Annotated in this window: 11 protein-coding genes; 10 read left to right on the forward strand and 1 reads right to left on the reverse strand. The window is 56.3% G+C overall.

The genetic code is table 11. From position 1 onward, the window contains the following. The 7 genes from sdhA (at position 1) to sucD (ending at position 10,599) form a co-directional block, all read left to right on the forward strand. A complete protein-coding gene (gene sdhA / locus GQF00_RS01585; protein WP_161317389.1) occupies positions 1 to 1,776 on the forward strand; it encodes a succinate dehydrogenase flavoprotein subunit in 1,776 nt (591 codons plus the stop codon). A 14-nt stretch (positions 1,777 to 1,790) separates the two neighbouring features. Then, positions 1,791 to 2,507 (forward strand): succinate dehydrogenase iron-sulfur subunit, encoded by a 717-nt coding sequence (locus GQF00_RS01590; protein WP_161317391.1) that lies wholly within the window; start codon positions 1,791 to 1,793, stop codon positions 2,505 to 2,507. A gap of 385 nt (positions 2,508 to 2,892) precedes the next feature. Then, positions 2,893 to 5,727, forward strand: a complete 2,835-nt coding sequence (locus GQF00_RS01595; RefSeq protein WP_161317393.1) for a 2-oxoglutarate dehydrogenase E1 component — start codon at positions 2,893 to 2,895, stop codon at positions 5,725 to 5,727. A 13-nt stretch (positions 5,728 to 5,740) separates the two neighbouring features. Further along, positions 5,741 to 6,973 carry a 2-oxoglutarate dehydrogenase complex dihydrolipoyllysine-residue succinyltransferase gene (odhB, locus tag GQF00_RS01600; RefSeq protein ID WP_161317395.1) on the forward strand — a complete coding sequence of 411 codons (1,233 nt, stop codon included), beginning with the start codon at positions 5,741 to 5,743 and terminating at the stop codon, positions 6,971 to 6,973. 73 nt (positions 6,974 to 7,046) lie between these two features. Next, positions 7,047 to 8,489 carry a dihydrolipoyl dehydrogenase gene (lpdA, locus tag GQF00_RS01605; RefSeq protein WP_161317397.1) on the forward strand — a complete coding sequence of 481 codons (1,443 nt, stop codon included), beginning with the start codon at positions 7,047 to 7,049 and terminating at the stop codon, positions 8,487 to 8,489. A 68-nt stretch (positions 8,490 to 8,557) separates the two neighbouring features. Then, a complete protein-coding gene (sucC, locus tag GQF00_RS01610) occupies positions 8,558 to 9,727 on the forward strand; it encodes an ADP-forming succinate--CoA ligase subunit beta (RefSeq protein WP_161317398.1) in 1,170 nt (389 codons plus the stop codon). Then, positions 9,724 to 10,599, forward strand: a complete 876-nt coding sequence (sucD, locus tag GQF00_RS01615) for a succinate--CoA ligase subunit alpha (RefSeq protein ID WP_035229130.1) — start codon at positions 9,724 to 9,726, stop codon at positions 10,597 to 10,599. The genes sucC and sucD overlap by 4 nt, the downstream gene beginning before the upstream one ends. Before the next feature lie 179 nt (positions 10,600 to 10,778). Here the strand turns inward: sucD and GQF00_RS01620 are convergent, their stop codons facing one another. Beyond that, positions 10,779 to 11,015, reverse strand: coding sequence for a PA3496 family putative envelope integrity protein (locus GQF00_RS01620; protein WP_161317400.1), 237 nt, complete (start codon positions 11,013 to 11,015; stop codon positions 10,779 to 10,781). 481 nt (positions 11,016 to 11,496) lie between these two features. Between GQF00_RS01620 and GQF00_RS01625 the strand changes: the two genes are divergently transcribed. The 3 genes from GQF00_RS01625 to htpG all read left to right on the forward strand — a co-directional run bounded on the left by GQF00_RS01625 (position 11,497) and on the right by htpG (position 15,962). Continuing rightward, on the forward strand, positions 11,497 to 13,116 hold the full coding sequence (locus GQF00_RS01625; RefSeq protein WP_161317402.1) for a hypothetical protein: 1,620 nt from the start codon (positions 11,497 to 11,499) through the stop codon (positions 13,114 to 13,116). Then, positions 13,113 to 14,012: a TIGR01777 family oxidoreductase gene (locus GQF00_RS01630; RefSeq protein ID WP_161317404.1), complete on the forward strand. Its 900-nt coding sequence runs from the start codon at positions 13,113 to 13,115 to the stop codon at positions 14,010 to 14,012. Before GQF00_RS01625 ends, GQF00_RS01630 begins: the two co-directional genes overlap by 4 nt. 87 nt (positions 14,013 to 14,099) lie before the next feature. After that, positions 14,100 to 15,962 (forward strand): molecular chaperone HtpG, encoded by a 1,863-nt coding sequence (gene htpG / locus GQF00_RS01635; protein ID WP_161317406.1) that lies wholly within the window; start codon positions 14,100 to 14,102, stop codon positions 15,960 to 15,962. Positions 15,963 to 16,125: the final 163 nt, after the last annotated feature.

Consider the following 16,125-nt stretch of genomic DNA (forward strand, 5'->3'; position numbering starts at 1 on the left):
ATGTCCATTCGCACTATTACATTTGACGCTATCGTCGTAGGTGGTGGTGGTGCCGGTATGCGCGCCTCACTGCAGATGGCCCAGTCCGGCTTCAAGACTGCGCTGATTTCCAAAGTCTTCCCGACCCGTTCGCATACGGTGTCCGCCCAGGGCGGTATCACCTGTGCGATCGCGTCTGCCGATCCCAACGATGATTGGCGCTGGCACATGTACGATACCGTCAAGGGCTCCGATTACATCGGTGACCAGGACGCTATCGAGTACATGTGTAACGTCGGCCCGGAAGCGGTGTTCGAGCTGGACCACATGGGTCTGCCGTTCTCCCGTACCGAAGAAGGCCGTATTTATCAGCGTCCGTTCGGTGGCCAGTCCAAGAACTTCGGTGAAGGTGGCCAGGCGGCCCGTACCTGCGCCGCGGCTGACCGTACCGGCCACGCGCTGCTGCACACTCTTTACCAGCAGAACCTGAAAAACGGCACCCAGTTCTACAATGAGTGGTATGCCTCCGAGCTGGTGAAAGACGACGAAGGTAATGTCTGTGGTGTTATCGCCATCGACATCGAGTCGGGCGAGACCGTGTTCTTCAAAGCCAAGGCAACGGTATTTGCCACTGGTGGTTCCGGCCGTATCTACGCCTCCACCACCAATGCCCTGATCAACACTGGTGATGGCGTGGGCATGGCCCTGCGTGCTGGTCTGCCGGTGCAGGACATCGAAATGTGGCAGTTCCACCCGACTGGCATCGCTGGTGCCGGTGTACTGGTAACCGAAGGTTGCCGGGGCGAGGGCGGTTACCTGATCAACAAGGACGGCGAGCGCTTCATGGAGCGTTACGCGCCTAACGCCAAGGATCTGGCGTCCCGTGACGTTGTTGCCCGTTCCATGATGATGGAAATCCTGGATGGCCGTGGCGCCGGTCCGGATGGGGATCACGTGTTCCTGAAGCTGGATCACCTGGGCGAAGAGGTGCTGCACAGCCGTCTGCCGGGTATCTGTGAGCTGGCGATTACCTTCGCGCAGACCGATCCGGTGAAAGAGCCGATCCCGGTTGTTCCTACCTGTCACTACATGATGGGTGGTATCCCAACCAACGTTCATGGTCAGGCGATCAAGCTGTCAGGCGGTCACGAAGGTGAAGACCAGTTCGTTAACGGTCTCTTCGCGGTGGGTGAAGTAGCCTGTGTATCTGTGCATGGTGCGAACCGTCTGGGCGGTAACTCGCTGCTGGATCTGGTGGTCTTTGGTCGTGCAGCCGGTCTGTTCATCGAAGATCAGCTCCGTCAGGGCATGACCCAGTACGAGCCGACCGACGCCAACATCGAAGAAGCCATGGCGCGTTTGAACCGCTGGGAATCTTCTACCGGTGGCGAATCCGTTCCTGCCCTGCGCAAGGAACTGCAGAGTGTGATGCAGAACCACTTCGGTGTATTCCGCAAGGGTGACCTGATGGCGGAAGGTGTAGCCAAGCTGGCTGACCTGCGCAAGCGTATCGCCAACGCTCACCTGGAAGACAAGAGCAAGCCGTTCAACACCGCGCGTATTGAGGCGCTGGAGCTGGACAACCTGCTGGAAGTGGCGGAAGCAACAGCGATTGCTGCAGAAGGTCGTACCGAGAGTCGTGGTGCCCATTCCCGTTACGACTACCCTGATCGTGACGATGAGAACTGGCTGTGCCACTCCATCTTCGACCCGAAAGCCAAAAAGCTGGGCAAGCGTGACGTGAACTTCAAGCCGAAGACAGTCGACACCTTCCAGCCCAAGGCTCGGACCTACTAACGGAGAGTAATACGATGAAAGTTAGTATCTATCGCTACAATCCGGAAACGGACCGCGAGCCGAGCATGAAGGAGTATGAGGTCGATACCCAAGGTAAAGACCTCATGGTGCTGGACATCCTGGCTCTGGTGAAAGAGCAGGATCAGTCCATGGCCTACCGTCGCTCCTGCCGTGAGGGCGTATGTGGCTCTGACGGCATGAACATGAACGGCAAGAACGGACTGGCCTGTATCACTCCGCTGTCCCAGGTGGCGCCGGGTGTACTGGAAGGCAAGAAGCCACTGATCCTGCGCCCGCTGCCGGGTCTGCCGGTCATTCGTGACCTGGTGGTGGACATGGGTATGTTCTACAACCAGTACGAGAAGGTACAGCCGTACCTGCAGAACAACACGCCGGCTCCGGCCATCGAGCGTCTGCAGTCTCCGGAAGAGCGTGCCAAGATCGACGGTCTGTACGAATGTATCCTGTGTGCTTGCTGCTCTACCAGCTGCCCGAGCTTCTGGTGGAACCCGGACAAGTTCCTGGGGCCGGCGGCGCTGTTGCAGAGTTACCGCTTCCTGGCGGATAGCCGCGATAACGCCACTGAAGAACGTCTGTCCAAGCTGGACGACCCCTTCAGCCTGTTCCGCTGCCACGGCATCATGAACTGTGTCAGCGTTTGCCCCAAGGGTTTGAATCCTACCCGGGCAATCGGTCATATCCGTTCCATGCTGTTGGAACGGGGCATCTGACCCATCAGAAAAGGCGGCCAATTGGCCGCCTTTTTTGTTTGTAAATGACAGCGATTTGCCCCTTTTATTCTGTCTATTCGACGTTTTGCCAATTGTGGTCAGTCTGAAACAGGCGGATAACGTGATTTGTGATTTTGGCGTCTAACAAAACCGAAATAAAAGGGCTACACTAGACGCCGTTCGAGGTAATCCCTCGGATTGAGACAGCGCTTTTGTCAGCACCCTCACCGGGGTTATCGGCACTTGCTGTTCTCACGGGCGGAGCAGGGCTTACAAGGCGTTGCTCCTGACAATCAGAAGCGTACGGGAACAGGGTCATCACCCCTGTGGTCGCAGTTCACCACCACAGTTGTGTGACGAATTCCCGCCGAAGGAACGAGCTAAAATGCAAGACAGTTCCATGCAGCGTCAATGGCAGTCCTCACACATTGGAGGAGCCAATGCTGCCTATGTCGACGAACTGTACGAATCCTATCTGACCGATCCCAATTCCGTGCCGGAAGACTGGCGCGTTTATTTCGAAAAACTCCCCAGCGTTGATGCCGCCGTCGAATCTGACGTTCCCCATGCGGCTGTTCGTGAATACTTCCTGCTTCAGGCCAAGAATCGCTCCCGCGTACAGAAGTTTGGTGCCAGTGCTGTCAGCACTGAGCATGAGCGTCGTCAGGTACGTGTACTGCATCTTATTGCGGCCTACCGTAACCGGGGTCACCAGGTGGCCAGGCTGGATCCGCTGGGTTTGATGGAGCGCGAAGCCGTTCCGGATCTTGAGTTGTCGCATCATGGGTTGAGTCCGGCAGATCTGGATACCGTCTTTCAGACCGGTAACCTCTTTATTGGCAAGCCGGAAGCCCCCCTCCGTGAAATCGTAGACTGTCTGCAGAGGACGTATTGTTCCAGCGTTGGTGCTGAGTACATGCACATCGTCAACACCGCTGAAAAGCGCTGGCTGCAACAACGAATGGAAGGTGTGCGCAGTCATCCCGAGTATGGCAACGACATCAAGACCCATATCCTTGAGCGTCTTTCTGCTGCAGAAGGGCTGGAGAAGTATCTGGGCAGCAAGTATCCGGGTACCAAGCGTTTCGGCCTGGAAGGTGGTGAGTCACTGATTCCGCTGATGGACGAAATGATCCAGCGGGTCGGCAGTTACGGTGCCAAGGAAATGGTCATTGGCATGGCTCACCGTGGCCGACTCAATGTGCTGGTGAACACCCTGGGCAAGAGCCCGAAGGACCTGTTTGAAGAATTCGATGGCAAGAGCTTCATCGAATCCGGCTCCGGTGATGTGAAGTACCATCAGGGCTTCTCTTCCAATGTGCTCACCTCCGGTGGTGAAGTGCATCTGGCCATGGCCTTTAACCCTTCCCACCTTGAGATCGTATCCCCGGTAGTTGAGGGTTCAGTGCGAGCCCGTCAGGACCGCCGTGATGACGCGGCTGGTGAGCAGGTGGTTCCCATCCTGATTCATGGTGATGCAGCCTTTGCCGGGCAGGGCGTGGTCATGGAGACATTCCAGATGTCCCAGACGCGCGGTTTCTACACCGGCGGTACCCTGCACGTGATCATCAACAACCAGGTGGGCTTTACCACGTCCCGCCGGGAAGATGCCCGTTCCACTGAATACTGTACTGACGTGGCGAAGATGGTGCAGGCACCCATCTTCCACGTGAATGCGGATGATCCGGAAGCCGTTTACTTCGTGACGCAGTTGGCGGTGGATTACCGCATGCAGTTCAAGAAAGATGTGGTTATCGATCTGATCTGCTATCGCCGACTGGGCCACAACGAGGCAGATGAGCCTTCTGGTACCCAGCCGCTGATGTACAAGAAGATCAAGAGTCATCCTACTACTCGTACCCTGTATGCAGAGCGTCTGATCAATGAAGGCGTGGTCAGTGAACAGGAGGCACAGAAGACCGCCGATAATTACCGCGACATGCTCGATGCCGGTAATCATGTGGTCAAATCTCTGGTTCGCGAGCCCAACAAGGCGTTGTTCGTGGACTGGTCTCCCTACCTTGGCCACAAGGTGGAAGATGACTGGGATACGGGCTATGCGCTGAAGAAGATCCAGTCTCTGGCAACCACCATGGAGAACCTTCCGGAAGGGTTCGTGGCCCAGCGGCAGGTCAAGAAGATCCTGGAAGACCGTCACAAGATGACGGCAGGTGCCATGCCTCTTAACTGGGGCTACGGGGAAACCCTGGCCTACGCCACGCTGCTGGATCAGGGTTTCAATGTGCGCCTGACCGGCCAGGATTGTGGTCGGGGTACATTCTCCCACCGCCATGCCGTGCTGCATAACCAGAAGGACGGCGGGCAACATGTTCCTCTGCAACATCTCCATGAGGAGCAGCCCCGTTTCGATCTTTACGATTCCCTGCTGTCTGAAGAGGCCGTGCTGGGCTTCGAATACGGGTATGCCACTACCACGCCCAAATCGCTGGTGATCTGGGAAGCCCAGTTTGGTGATTTTGCCAACGGGGCCCAGGTGGTGATCGACCAGTTTATCTCCTCCGGTGAATCCAAGTGGGGGCGTCTGTGCGGTCTGACCATGCTGCTGCCCCATGGCTATGAGGGGCAGGGTCCGGAACACTCATCCGCGCGTCTTGAGCGTTTCCTGCAGCTGTGTGCCGAACACAACATGCAGGTCTGTGTGCCCAGCACGCCGGCCCAGATTTTCCATCTGCTGCGCCGCCAGGCCATTCGGCCGCTGCGTAAGCCGCTGGTGATCATGAGTCCGAAGAGCCTGCTGCGTCACAAGAAAGCGATTTCATCACTGGAAGACCTGGCCACCGGCAAGTTCGAAACGGTACTGGATGATCCAGCCGTGCAGGACGCCAAAAAGGTGGATCGGGTAGTGATGTGTTCCGGCAAGGTCTACTACGACCTGCTGGAGCAGCGGGACGCTGATGAACGGAGCGATATTGCCCTGGTGCGTATCGAGCAGTTGTACCCGTTCCCGGAACAGCGTCTGGCGGAAGTCTTGTCCGGTTACCCGAATCTGAAACATCTGGTGTGGTGTCAGGAAGAGCCCATGAACCAGGGGGCCTGGTACTGCTCCCAGCACCACATGTACCGGGTGGCCTATCAGATTGGCGCCGCGCAGGTCCATTACGCAGGCCGTGAAATGGCTGCCGCTCCGGCTGCCGGTTCCATGGGTCTTCATATCGAACAACAGCAGCGTCTGGTTCAGGACGCCTTCGAGATCAAGTAAATAAGGATTAGTCATGGCGACTGACATCAAAGCCCCGCAGTTTCCCGAATCCGTAGCCGATGGCACCGTAGCCACCTGGCACAAACAGGAAGGTGAAGCGGTAAAGCGTGACGAACTGCTGGTAGATATCGAAACCGACAAAGTGGTCCTGGAAGTTGTGGCTCCAGCCGATGGTGTGATCAGCAAGATTCTTGCTGGCGAAGGTGACACCGTCGAAAGTCAGCAGGTACTGGCCAATTTTGAAGCCGGCGCCTCCGGTTCCGCACCGGAGCCGGCAACGACTGCCAGCGCAGAGCCAGCCAGCGAGCCGGCGGCGACTGGAGCAGAAAGCGCGGATGACAGCGCTTCTGATCAGGCCGGCCCGGCGGCCCGCAAACTGATGAGTGAGCATGGCATGGCCGCAAGCCAGGTGACCGGTACCGGTAAAGGGGGACGTATCACCAAGCAGGACGTTGAGCAGGCCATTAGCAACAAGGCTGAACAGCGTGCCAACCAGCCGGCACCGCAGCAGCCTGCAACGGTGGATGTACCTGCCACCCCCGGTGAGAGAGAAGAGCGTCGGGTTCCGATGACCCGTCTGCGCAAGCGTATTGCCGAGCGGTTGGTTTCTGCCCAGCAGGACGCGGCCATGTTGACGACCTTCAATGAAGTCAACATGAAACCGATCATGGAGATGCGCAAGAACTACCAGCCAGAGTTTGAAAAGGCTCATGGCGTACGTCTTGGCTTCATGGGTTTCTTCACCCGTGCCTGTGTGGAAGCGCTGAAGCGTTTCCCGGCGGTGAATGCATCCATCGACGGTGACGATATTGTTTACCACGGTTACTACGATGTGGGCGTGGCGGTTTCCACCGACCGTGGGCTGGTAGTACCGGTGATCCGTGACGCCGACCAGAAAGGGCTGGCTGAAGTGGAATCCCAGATCATCGATTTTGGTCAGAAGGCCCAGAAGGGCAAGCTGTCCATCGAAGAGATGACCGGGGGTACCTTCACCATTTCCAATGGCGGTGTGTTTGGCTCCCTGATTTCCACGCCGATCCTCAACCCGCCGCAAACGGCCATTCTGGGTATGCACAAGATCCAGGAGCGCCCCATGGCCGTGGATGGCAAGGTGGAAATCCTGCCGATGATGTATCTGGCGCTGTCCTATGATCACCGTCTGATCGATGGCAAGGAAGCGGTTCAGTTCCTCGTCGCGGTGAAGAACTTCATCGAAGATCCTGCGCGTCTGTTGCTGGATATCTGATAGGAAAGCCTACACGCATCACGCTTCACGCCACTTGCAGTTGGCGTGGAGCTGTTTCCCGAGAGGAAAGAACATGTCTGATAAATATGACGTCATTATCATCGGTGGTGGGCCTGGCGGATACGTGGCAGCCATCCGCTGTGCGCAGTTGGGCCTCAACACCGCCTGTATTGAAAAGCGTATCAACAAGCAGGACGAGCCCGCCCTGGGTGGTACCTGTCTGAACGTGGGCTGTATTCCTTCCAAGGCGCTGCTCGATTCATCCTGGAAGTTCCACGAGACCGAAGGCGCAATGGCTGCTCATGGCATCAAGATCAAGGGTGCAGACCTGGATCTGGACACCATGCTCGAGCGTAAGGACACCATCGTTAAAAACCTGACGGGGGGCATTGCCCAGCTGTTCAAGGCCAACAAGGTGACCTGGCTGCAGGGCAGCGGTCAGCTGAAGGCGGGCAAGCAGGTAGAATTCCAGCCGCTGGACGGCGGTGATGCCCAGACCCTTCAGGCAGAAAACGTGATTCTGGCAGCCGGTTCTGTGCCGGTGGATATTCCGGTGGCCCCGGTTGACCAGAACCTGATTGTGGATTCCACCGGTGCCCTTGAATTCAACAAGGTGCCCAAGCGTCTTGGTGTAATTGGTGCGGGTGTCATCGGCCTGGAGCTGGGCAGTGTCTGGAACCGACTTGGCAGTGAAGTGGTTGTGCTGGAAGCTGTGGACTCTTTCTTGCCCATGCTCGACAAACAGATTGCCAAGGATACTCACAAGCAGCTTGAAAAGCAGGGGCTTGATATTCGTCTGGGTGCCCGTGTTACCGGCTCCGAGACCACCAAGACCAAGGTCAAGGTGACTTACAGTGATAGTGAAGGCGAGCATACTGAGAGCTTCGACAAGTTGATTGTTGCCGTGGGACGTCGCCCATACACGGAAGGTCTGCTGAGCGCAGATGCGGGTGTCAGTCTGGATGAGCGCAATTTCATCTATGTGGACAGCCAGTGCCGCACCGATGTTCCTGGCGTCTACGCCATTGGTGATCTGGTGCGTGGTCCTGCTCTGGCACACAAGGCCATTGAGGAAGGTGTCATGGTGGCCGAAGTGATCATGGAAGAGTCGACCCAGGTCAACTACGACACGATCCCGGGTGTGATCTATACCCATCCGGAAGTGGCCTGGGTGGGCAAGACAGAAGAGGAAGTGAAGGAGACTGGCGACGCCTACAAGACGGGCGTGGTTCCCTTCGCGGCTAATGGTCGTGCCATGGCGTCCGGTGAAACCGGTGGCATGGTGAAGTTTGTGGCGGACGAGAAAACCGATCGCATTCTGGGCATGCATATCGTCGGCCCGCAGGCCTCCGAACTTATCCAGCAGGGCGTGATCGCCATGGAGTTCGGTGCGACGGCGGAAGATTTGCAGTTGATGGTGTTCGGTCACCCGAGCCTGTCAGAAACCGTGCATGAGGCTGCATTGGCTGTGGATTACAAAGCCATCCATGTGGCCCAGCGTCGCCGCAAGAAGTAACGACGTAGCACGGTGGCAAAAAGGGCGCCCAAAAGGCGCCGAATCATTCAACAGATGGAAGTATTGGCATGAATCTCCATGAGTATCAGTCAAAACAGCTCTTTGCTGATTATGGCCTGCCAGTCTCTACCGGTTTCGCTTGCGACACTCCAGAAGAGGTTGCAGCCAAAACCAAAGAGATCGGCGGCGACAAGTGGGTAGTGAAAGCTCAGGTGCACGCTGGCGGCCGTGGTAAGGCGGGTGGCGTGAAGCTGGTGAACAACGCTGAAGAAGCCGCTGCGTTTGCCGAGCAGTGGCTGGGCAAGAACCTGGTCACTTTCCAGACCGATGAGAAAGGTCAGCCGGTTACCAAGATTCTGGTTGAGACCTGCACCGATATCGCCAAGGAACTGTACCTGAGTGCGGTACTGGACCGTGCCAGCCGTCGTGTCGTTTTCATGGCCTCCACCGAAGGTGGTATGGACATTGAGACCGTGGCTGAAGAAACCCCGGAAAAGATCCTTCGTGCGGAAATCGATCCGCTGGTAGGCGCACAGCCTTATCAGGCCCGTGAGATCGCTTTCAAACTGGGTCTGGAAGGCAAGCAGGTAAACCAGTTTGCCAAAATCTTTGTGGGTCTGGCGCAGTTGTTCATCGACAAGGATCTTGCCCTGATCGAAGTGAACCCGCTGGTGATCACTGAAGAAGGCAACCTGCATTGTCTGGATGCCAAGATCAATGTGGATGGTTCTGCTCTGTATCGTCACCCGGACATCAAGGCGCTGGAAGATCCCTCGCAGGAAGATGCCCGTGAGCGTCGCGCAGCGGAATGGGAACTGAATTACGTCGCTCTGGATGGCAACATCGGCTGCATGGTGAATGGTGCCGGTCTGGCCATGGGTACCATGGATCTGGTGCAGTTGAAGGGCGGCGCCCCGGCCAACTTCCTGGACGTGGGCGGTGGTGCAACCAAAGAGCGTGTTACCGAAGCCTTCAAGATCATCCTGTCTGATGACAAGGTGAAAGGGGTTCTGGTTAACATCTTCGGCGGCATCGTTCGCTGTGACCTGATCGCTGACGGCATCATCGGTGCCGTGGAAGAGGTGGGTGTGACTGTTCCGGTTGTGGTTCGACTGGAGGGTAACAATGCCGAACTGGGTGCCAAGAAGCTTGCCGAGAGCGGTATGAACATCATCGCCGCACAAAGTTTTGAAGACGCTGCCGAGCAGGTAGTGAAAGCTGTTGGAGGTGCCGCATGAGCGTACTGATCGACAAGAACACCAAGGTGATCTGCCAGGGTTTCACTGGTAGCCAGGGCACTTTCCACTCCGAGCAAGCTATCGAGTATGGGACCCAGATGGTGGGCGGGGTTACTCCGGGCAAGGGTGGCCAGACTCACCTGGGGCTGCCGGTCTTCAATACCGTGGCGGAAGCCGTTGCCGAAACCGGTGCCACTGCCAGCGTGATCTACGTGCCGGCGGCGTTCTGCAAGGATTCCATCCTGGAAGCCGCTGATGCGGGCATCGAGCTGATCGTCTGCATCACCGAAGGCATTCCTGCTCTGGACATGCTTTACGTCAAGGAATACATCACTCGCAAGGGCGGTGTGCGTCTGATCGGTCCGAATTGCCCTGGAGTGATTACCCCCGGGCAGTGCAAGATCGGCATCATGCCCGGTCACATTCACCAGCCTGGCAAGGTGGGTATCGTGTCACGCTCCGGTACCCTGACCTATGAAGCGGTAAACCAGACCACCAAGCTGGGCTTCGGTCAGTCTACCTGTATCGGTATCGGTGGAGACCCGATTCCTGGCATGACCTTTATCGATGCGTTGGAACTGTTCCAGAACGATCCGCAGACCGAAGCTATCATCATGGTGGGTGAGATCGGCGGTACCGCGGAAGATGAGGCGGCTGCTTATATCAAGGCAAACGTGACCAAACCGGTGGTCAGCTACATTGCTGGCGTAACTGCGCCTCCTGGCAAGCGCATGGGCCATGCTGGTGCCATCATTGCCGGCGGCAAGGGTACTGCAGACGAGAAGTTTGCGGCTCTGGAAGCGGCGGGTGTGAAGACTACCCGTAACCCGGCCGGCATCGGCCAGGCGCTGAAAGAGCTCACTGGCTGGTAACAGGCAGTGAGTTGAAAAATAAAAAGGCCGGCTTTAAAGCCGGCCTTTTTATTGGGCGCCAAACAGCGATGAAAACGGCGATTGCGGCCACGGCCTGCGTTGCATCAGGGTCCAGTCTGGCTGCATGCCTGTGTCGCGGGACATGGTCACAACGCCGGTGACGTCGATGTTAAGCCGCCTCAGTGAAGGACATCGTCGTCCAGCTCAAAAAACTCGTATTCGTTGAGTTCCTTGCGCAGACGGCGTTCCTCCAGACGATCTTCGATGCGATGACGCATGTCCATGTTGAAAGAACGGCTGCGGGCGTTGCCAGCTTCCTGTTCATCTTCTTCCATGTCTTCGTCGAGGATATCGAAATCTTCGTTCATCAGCAGATCTTCCGAATCAAGGTCTTGCTCATTACGACGGTTACTCATGGTGGCCTCCTGTGTGACCTCCTCAAACAACCTGTGTTCGGTTGCCGAAGCCTTGCGGATCCGGCACGCCAGTCAGACCTGTTGTCACTCCCATGAAGAGTATTTCCTCGGGGCAGTGCTTGGCGCGAGGCCCCTTTAACAAGCCCCATGGGAGTGACAACAGATCACTACGCCTATATATCGCCTGATTTTCGTTCGTACAAGGTTTTTTTTTCAAGCCAGGGACCGGCGGTTGTATGGGGGTGAATGGTTGGTCATTGGGAAGGGTTTTCGGGCTAGAGGATCCGGGCCAATGGTGACAATTGTGTGAAGCAGATCATGCTGCCCCCTGATTCAGAAAAATCAGTCACTTAAGTGCTGGAATGCCAGACCCGGGCTTTGTAAAGTGAGCCGGTAGAGGTTCGGCTCGCCATGGTGAGCCCTGAATCACGGCCAGCCGGTAGCCTTGGAGGCGCCGCAAGCAAGCGGAGAGAATAAAAAGATGGCTGAACTGCTGATCATCATTGGAATAAGCACAATCATCGTGACCACGCTGGGTCTCATGAACGAGGCTGGTCACCGTGGCCATAGTGCACTCTTTTTCATCATTCCTCTGGCCAGCCTTGGCCAGGTACAACAGGGTTGGGAGTATTATCGCTGGTGGGCGTTGGCTCGGGTGGCCGGTGTACTTTGTGCTGCATTGGGTGTTGCTCTCTTTGTGATGGCACATTCTCTCTCCACGCCGCCGTCCGGGATTCTGAGTGGGCAAAGTGGTCAGGTGCAACGCGGTGAACAAATGGCGACAACCACCACCTTTGTGAGTTCTGAAGAAGCGGCTCTTGCGGTGGTTGCAGGGCAGGGCAAGGCGCTCTCCGGTCGCATTCATGGCCGTAAATTTCACTATCAGCGGGTTGCCCTGATTGATGGCGTGCTGACTGCCAGCCAGGGTGACGGCTTTCTTCCTGATCTTGAGGTTCGTGTATTGATTGGCTGGAAGCCTGAGGATATTACCGAGCGCAAGAATCTACTTGTTACCCCCTCCGAGGCGAATCCGCCTGTGGTACATCTATCGTGGAAACCGGAAAACAGGGACTACCCGGAAACACAGATTTTCAGAGGGGGGTATCGCATGGAACTGGCGCTGGCTCCTCTTGATGACGGCCAACTTTCCGGCTCACTGGTTCTGGTTGTTCCCGACAGTTTCAAGAGCTATTTGAGCGGAGATTTTACAGCCTATACAAACCACCTGCGTTATCGTAACGATTCTGTGGATCTGCATTTCGACCATGAAGATACACTGGCCTACGTGGCCCGGCAGTATCTTCTGACCCAATTTCCGGAAGGCGCTCTGGAGTCTGTCACTCCGCGGCAGGTGGTGTTGCGCCGTTCAGATTCCAGCGGCCAGGTGACGGCGCAAGTATTGCTGACAAATGGCGCGGAAGAAGAACGCTCCGTTCGTCTTGAAAAAAGTGATGTGGGCTGGTCGGTTGAACCCGGTTCCATGGCAACTCGGGTAATTCGCGAACCAGAGCAAGGCGGCATGGTTGTCGCCCCGGAACAACAGCAGCAGATGGATGCAGCAGCCGAGTTGGAGCCAATCACTGTGAGCTTTCCTGAGCTGGTGGGTTTTGTGGATCGGTCTGTGGTGCTGGAAATGACCAGTGGCAGGAAAATTGACGGCATCTTGAGGAAAGTGTCGGTAAAACGATTGTGGATCGAGATCAATGTGGGCAGTGGGGTTGTTGAGCGCAGCTTCCCGGAAGAAGAGCTTCAGTCTCTGGTGCTGGCTAATGGTCAGAAAGTGATGGTACAGCACGGTCAAAGCGACGAGGCCCAGATCGATAGTCAGGAACAGATATCACAGCCAGGGCCCGACAGTGTCCAGGACGTCCCTGAGGCTAAGGTTACTTTCTCGGGAGGCACCGTGAATCCACGGAGTGAGGAATACCGATCCCTGATTGGGCAGTCTGTTACGGTGATTGTCGAAGAGGGAGCTGCACGCACCGGGGTGTTGCAGGCAGTGGAAACAAACCACATTACCCTCAGCGTTCCAGTGGGGTCAGGAAATATGGAATATTTCTACGACCTGAACAGTATTCAAAGTATTGAGGCGTCGCGTTGAAAATTCTTGTCACGGGTGGAACCGGCTTTATTGGCCAACATCTTTGCCGCCGTTTGGCGGCCCATGGTCATGAACTAATTGTGCTCAGCCGGCGTCCGCGCCGCAAAGCCAGATTGCTACCGGAAGATGCCCGTGTCATCGATACACTGGATGTCCTCACAAATGAGGAACATATTGATGGCATCGTGAATCTGGCTGGAGAAAGCCTGTTTGCCGGTCGTTGGACCGACCGCCGCAAGAAAGCATTGTTTGAGTCCCGCGTTGGTGTCACTCAGGCCCTTATCAGCCTGGTGGCGCGACTTGAACGCAAGCCCGCTGTACTGGTTTCTGGCTCCGCTGTGGGCTTTTACGGTGATGCAGAGAATGCGGAACTGACCGAGGATAGCCCGGCGCGCAAACGGGACTTTGGTTATTTGCTTTGTGATGCCTGGGAGCAGGCGGCCCGCCCGGTCTCCCGTCAGGGCGTTCGACTTTGCCTGATTCGCACCGGTATTGTGTTGGGGCGTGACGGAGGCATGTTGGCCAAACTATGGCCGCTCTATCGAGCGGGGCTTGGGGCCATGGTGGGAGAGGGCAACCAGTGGCTCAGCTGGATTCACATTGATGACATGGTTGCGATCCTGGTACGGGCATTGGAAACCCCCGGTATTGAAGGCGTATTCAATGCCACTGCGCCGGCACCGGTATCTCAGCGTGAATTTCATCATGCCCTGGCCCGACAGGCCAGACGTCCCGCTTTTCTCAAGATCCCCTCTGTTGCCTTGAAGCTGGGGCTCGGGGAAATGTCCGACATGCTGCTGGGCGGTCAGCGCGTTTATCCGCGGCGCCTGGAGCAGCAGGGCTTTGTTTTCCGTTATCCTGATCTGGAAACGGCGTTATCCCACCTCGGATCCTGATTCTCGCTTTATTGGAAAGGATAGATATACATTCTGGAGCCTTGAAAAGCCGGAAATGACCCCAATTTTGTAGCGCAGCAATGATTGATGCAGGAGCATGTTGTGTCTACAGAAAAACAAACTCATGGTTTTCAGGCAGAGGTGTCCCGCCTGCTGCACCTGATGATTCACTCCCTCTATAGTAATCGGGAAATCTTCCTTCGTGAGCTGATCTCCAACGCTTCAGACGCCTGTGACAAGCTGCGCTTCTCATCGCTGGACAATCCGGCGTTGCTGGAAGCGGCGGGAGAGCTGGGGATTACAATCCAGCTGGACAACGAATCCGGCACACTTTCCATTACGGATAACGGCATTGGCATGGACGAGACCGAGGTGATTGACAACCTTGGTACCATTGCCCGTTCTGGCACTGAAAAGTTTCTGGCGTCGCTGAGCGGTGATCAGAAAAAGGATTCCCAGCTCATCGGGCAATTTGGTGTGGGTTTCTACTCGGCCTTCATTGTTGCAGACAAGGTGGCGGTAGAAAGCCGCAAGGCAGGAACCGAGGCTGCGGCAGGTGTGCGCTGGGAAAGTGACGGTCAAGGTGAGTTCACCGTGGAGACTGTAGCGCGTGATCAGCCTGGCACGTCAGTGATCCTGCATCTGCGCGACGATGCCAAAGAGTTCCTTGATCCCTTCAAGCTGCGACAGGTGGTGAATCAGTACTCGGATCATGTGGCGTTCCCCATTCGCCTGATTGTGCCGGCGGACGGCGATGAAGCCGCTACGGAGGAGACACTCAATTCTGCCACTGCGTTGTGGCAACGCCCGCGCTCGGAAGTGAGTGATGAGGAATACCAGAACTTCTATAAGCACATCAGTCATGATTTCCAGGATGCGCTGACCTGGAGCCACAACAAGGTAGAGGGCAAGCTGGAGTACACCAGCCTGCTATACGTTCCTGCTCGTGCGCCTTTTGACATCTATCACCGTGATGCCAGCCGAGGCCTTAAACTGTACGTTCAGCGCGTTTTCATCATGGATGAGGCCGAGCAATTCCTGCCGCAGTATCTGCGCTTTATCAAAGGCGTCGTCGACGCGCCGAATCTGCCTCTCAACGTCAGTCGTGAGTTGTTACAGGATTATGGTCCGGTGAAGAAAATCCGGGCCGCCCTGACCAAGCGCGTTCTGCAGATGTTGAAGAAACTGGGCAACGACGACGAGCAGTACCTCTCTTTTTGGTCCCAGTTCGGACAGGTTCTCAAAGAAGGTATCGGCGAAGATCCGGATAACCGTGAAACCATTGCCGGGCTATTGCGTTTTGCCAGTAGTGTTCAGGATGAAGACCTGGCCAGCCTGGACGAATACCTGGACAGGAAACCCGCGGAACAGGACAAGATCTATTACCTGCTTGCCGATACCGCCTCTGCTGCCCGCCAGAGTCCCCATCTGGAGGTGTTCCGCAAGAAAGGCATTGAGGTGCTGCTGCTCAGCGACCCGGTTGATGAGTGGATGATCAGCTATCTGGACAGCTATAAAGACGTAAAACTGGTCAACGCAGCCCGCGGTGAGTTGGATCTTGATGAGCTGAATGACACCGACCAGGACAGCCCGCTGGTGGCGCGCCTGAAAAGCAGTCTGGCAGCTGAAGTTGAAACTGTTCGCGCGACCCAGCGTCTGGTGGATTCTCCAAGCTGCCTGGTGCTGGCCAAGGATGAGCTCGGGCCGCAGATGCGGCGCATGCTGGAGGCGGCTGGCCAGCCGGTACCGGAGAACAAGCCGGTCCTGGAAGTGAACCTGGACCATGACCTGCTCAAGGCACTGGACAGCGTGGAGGAGGGTGACAAGTTTAACGATCTTGCCGCTTTGCTTCTGGATCAGGCCATGCTGGCTGAAGGTCAGCTGCCCAAGGATCCGGCCGCTACTGCACGACGCATGCATCAGATGCTTGTAAATGCAGTGAATAATTAACACTTTATAGTGAATCGCTGCGCGAATCAGAATTATCTCTGAGACGCAATTAGAGGCCGCGCCCGGTCCCGGGTGCGGCCTCATTCGTTATTCGAAAGCAAGAAATACACGATGCCGTTAACTGTTCACTATTCACTGTTAACTGCTTTATGATGCCCGAAAG

It is taken from the genome of Alcanivorax sp. DP30, from assembly GCF_009882945.1.
Classification (GTDB): Bacteria; Pseudomonadota; Gammaproteobacteria; order Pseudomonadales; family Alcanivoracaceae; genus Alcanivorax.

What these genes read in the sequence shown, in the direction of transcription:
- GQF00_RS01620 (WP_161317400.1), bottom strand. Translation starts at nt 11,015, where the DNA reads ATGAGTAACCGTCGTAATGAGCAAGACCTTGATTCGGAAGATCTGCTG.
- htpG (WP_161317406.1), top strand. Translation starts at nt 14,100, where the DNA reads ATGCAGGAGCATGTTGTGTCTACAGAAAAACAAACTCATGGTTTTCAG.
- sucC (WP_161317398.1), top strand. Translation starts at nt 8,558, where the DNA reads ATGAATCTCCATGAGTATCAGTCAAAACAGCTCTTTGCTGATTATGGC.
- GQF00_RS01595 (WP_161317393.1), top strand. Translation starts at nt 2,893, where the DNA reads ATGCAAGACAGTTCCATGCAGCGTCAATGGCAGTCCTCACACATTGGA.
- lpdA (WP_161317397.1), top strand. Translation starts at nt 7,047, where the DNA reads ATGTCTGATAAATATGACGTCATTATCATCGGTGGTGGGCCTGGCGGA.
- GQF00_RS01590 (WP_161317391.1), top strand. Translation starts at nt 1,791, where the DNA reads ATGAAAGTTAGTATCTATCGCTACAATCCGGAAACGGACCGCGAGCCG.
- GQF00_RS01625 (WP_161317402.1), top strand. Translation starts at nt 11,497, where the DNA reads ATGGCTGAACTGCTGATCATCATTGGAATAAGCACAATCATCGTGACC.
- sucD (WP_035229130.1), top strand. Translation starts at nt 9,724, where the DNA reads ATGAGCGTACTGATCGACAAGAACACCAAGGTGATCTGCCAGGGTTTC.
- odhB (WP_161317395.1), top strand. Translation starts at nt 5,741, where the DNA reads ATGGCGACTGACATCAAAGCCCCGCAGTTTCCCGAATCCGTAGCCGAT.
- sdhA (WP_161317389.1), top strand. Translation starts at nt 1, where the DNA reads ATGTCCATTCGCACTATTACATTTGACGCTATCGTCGTAGGTGGTGGT.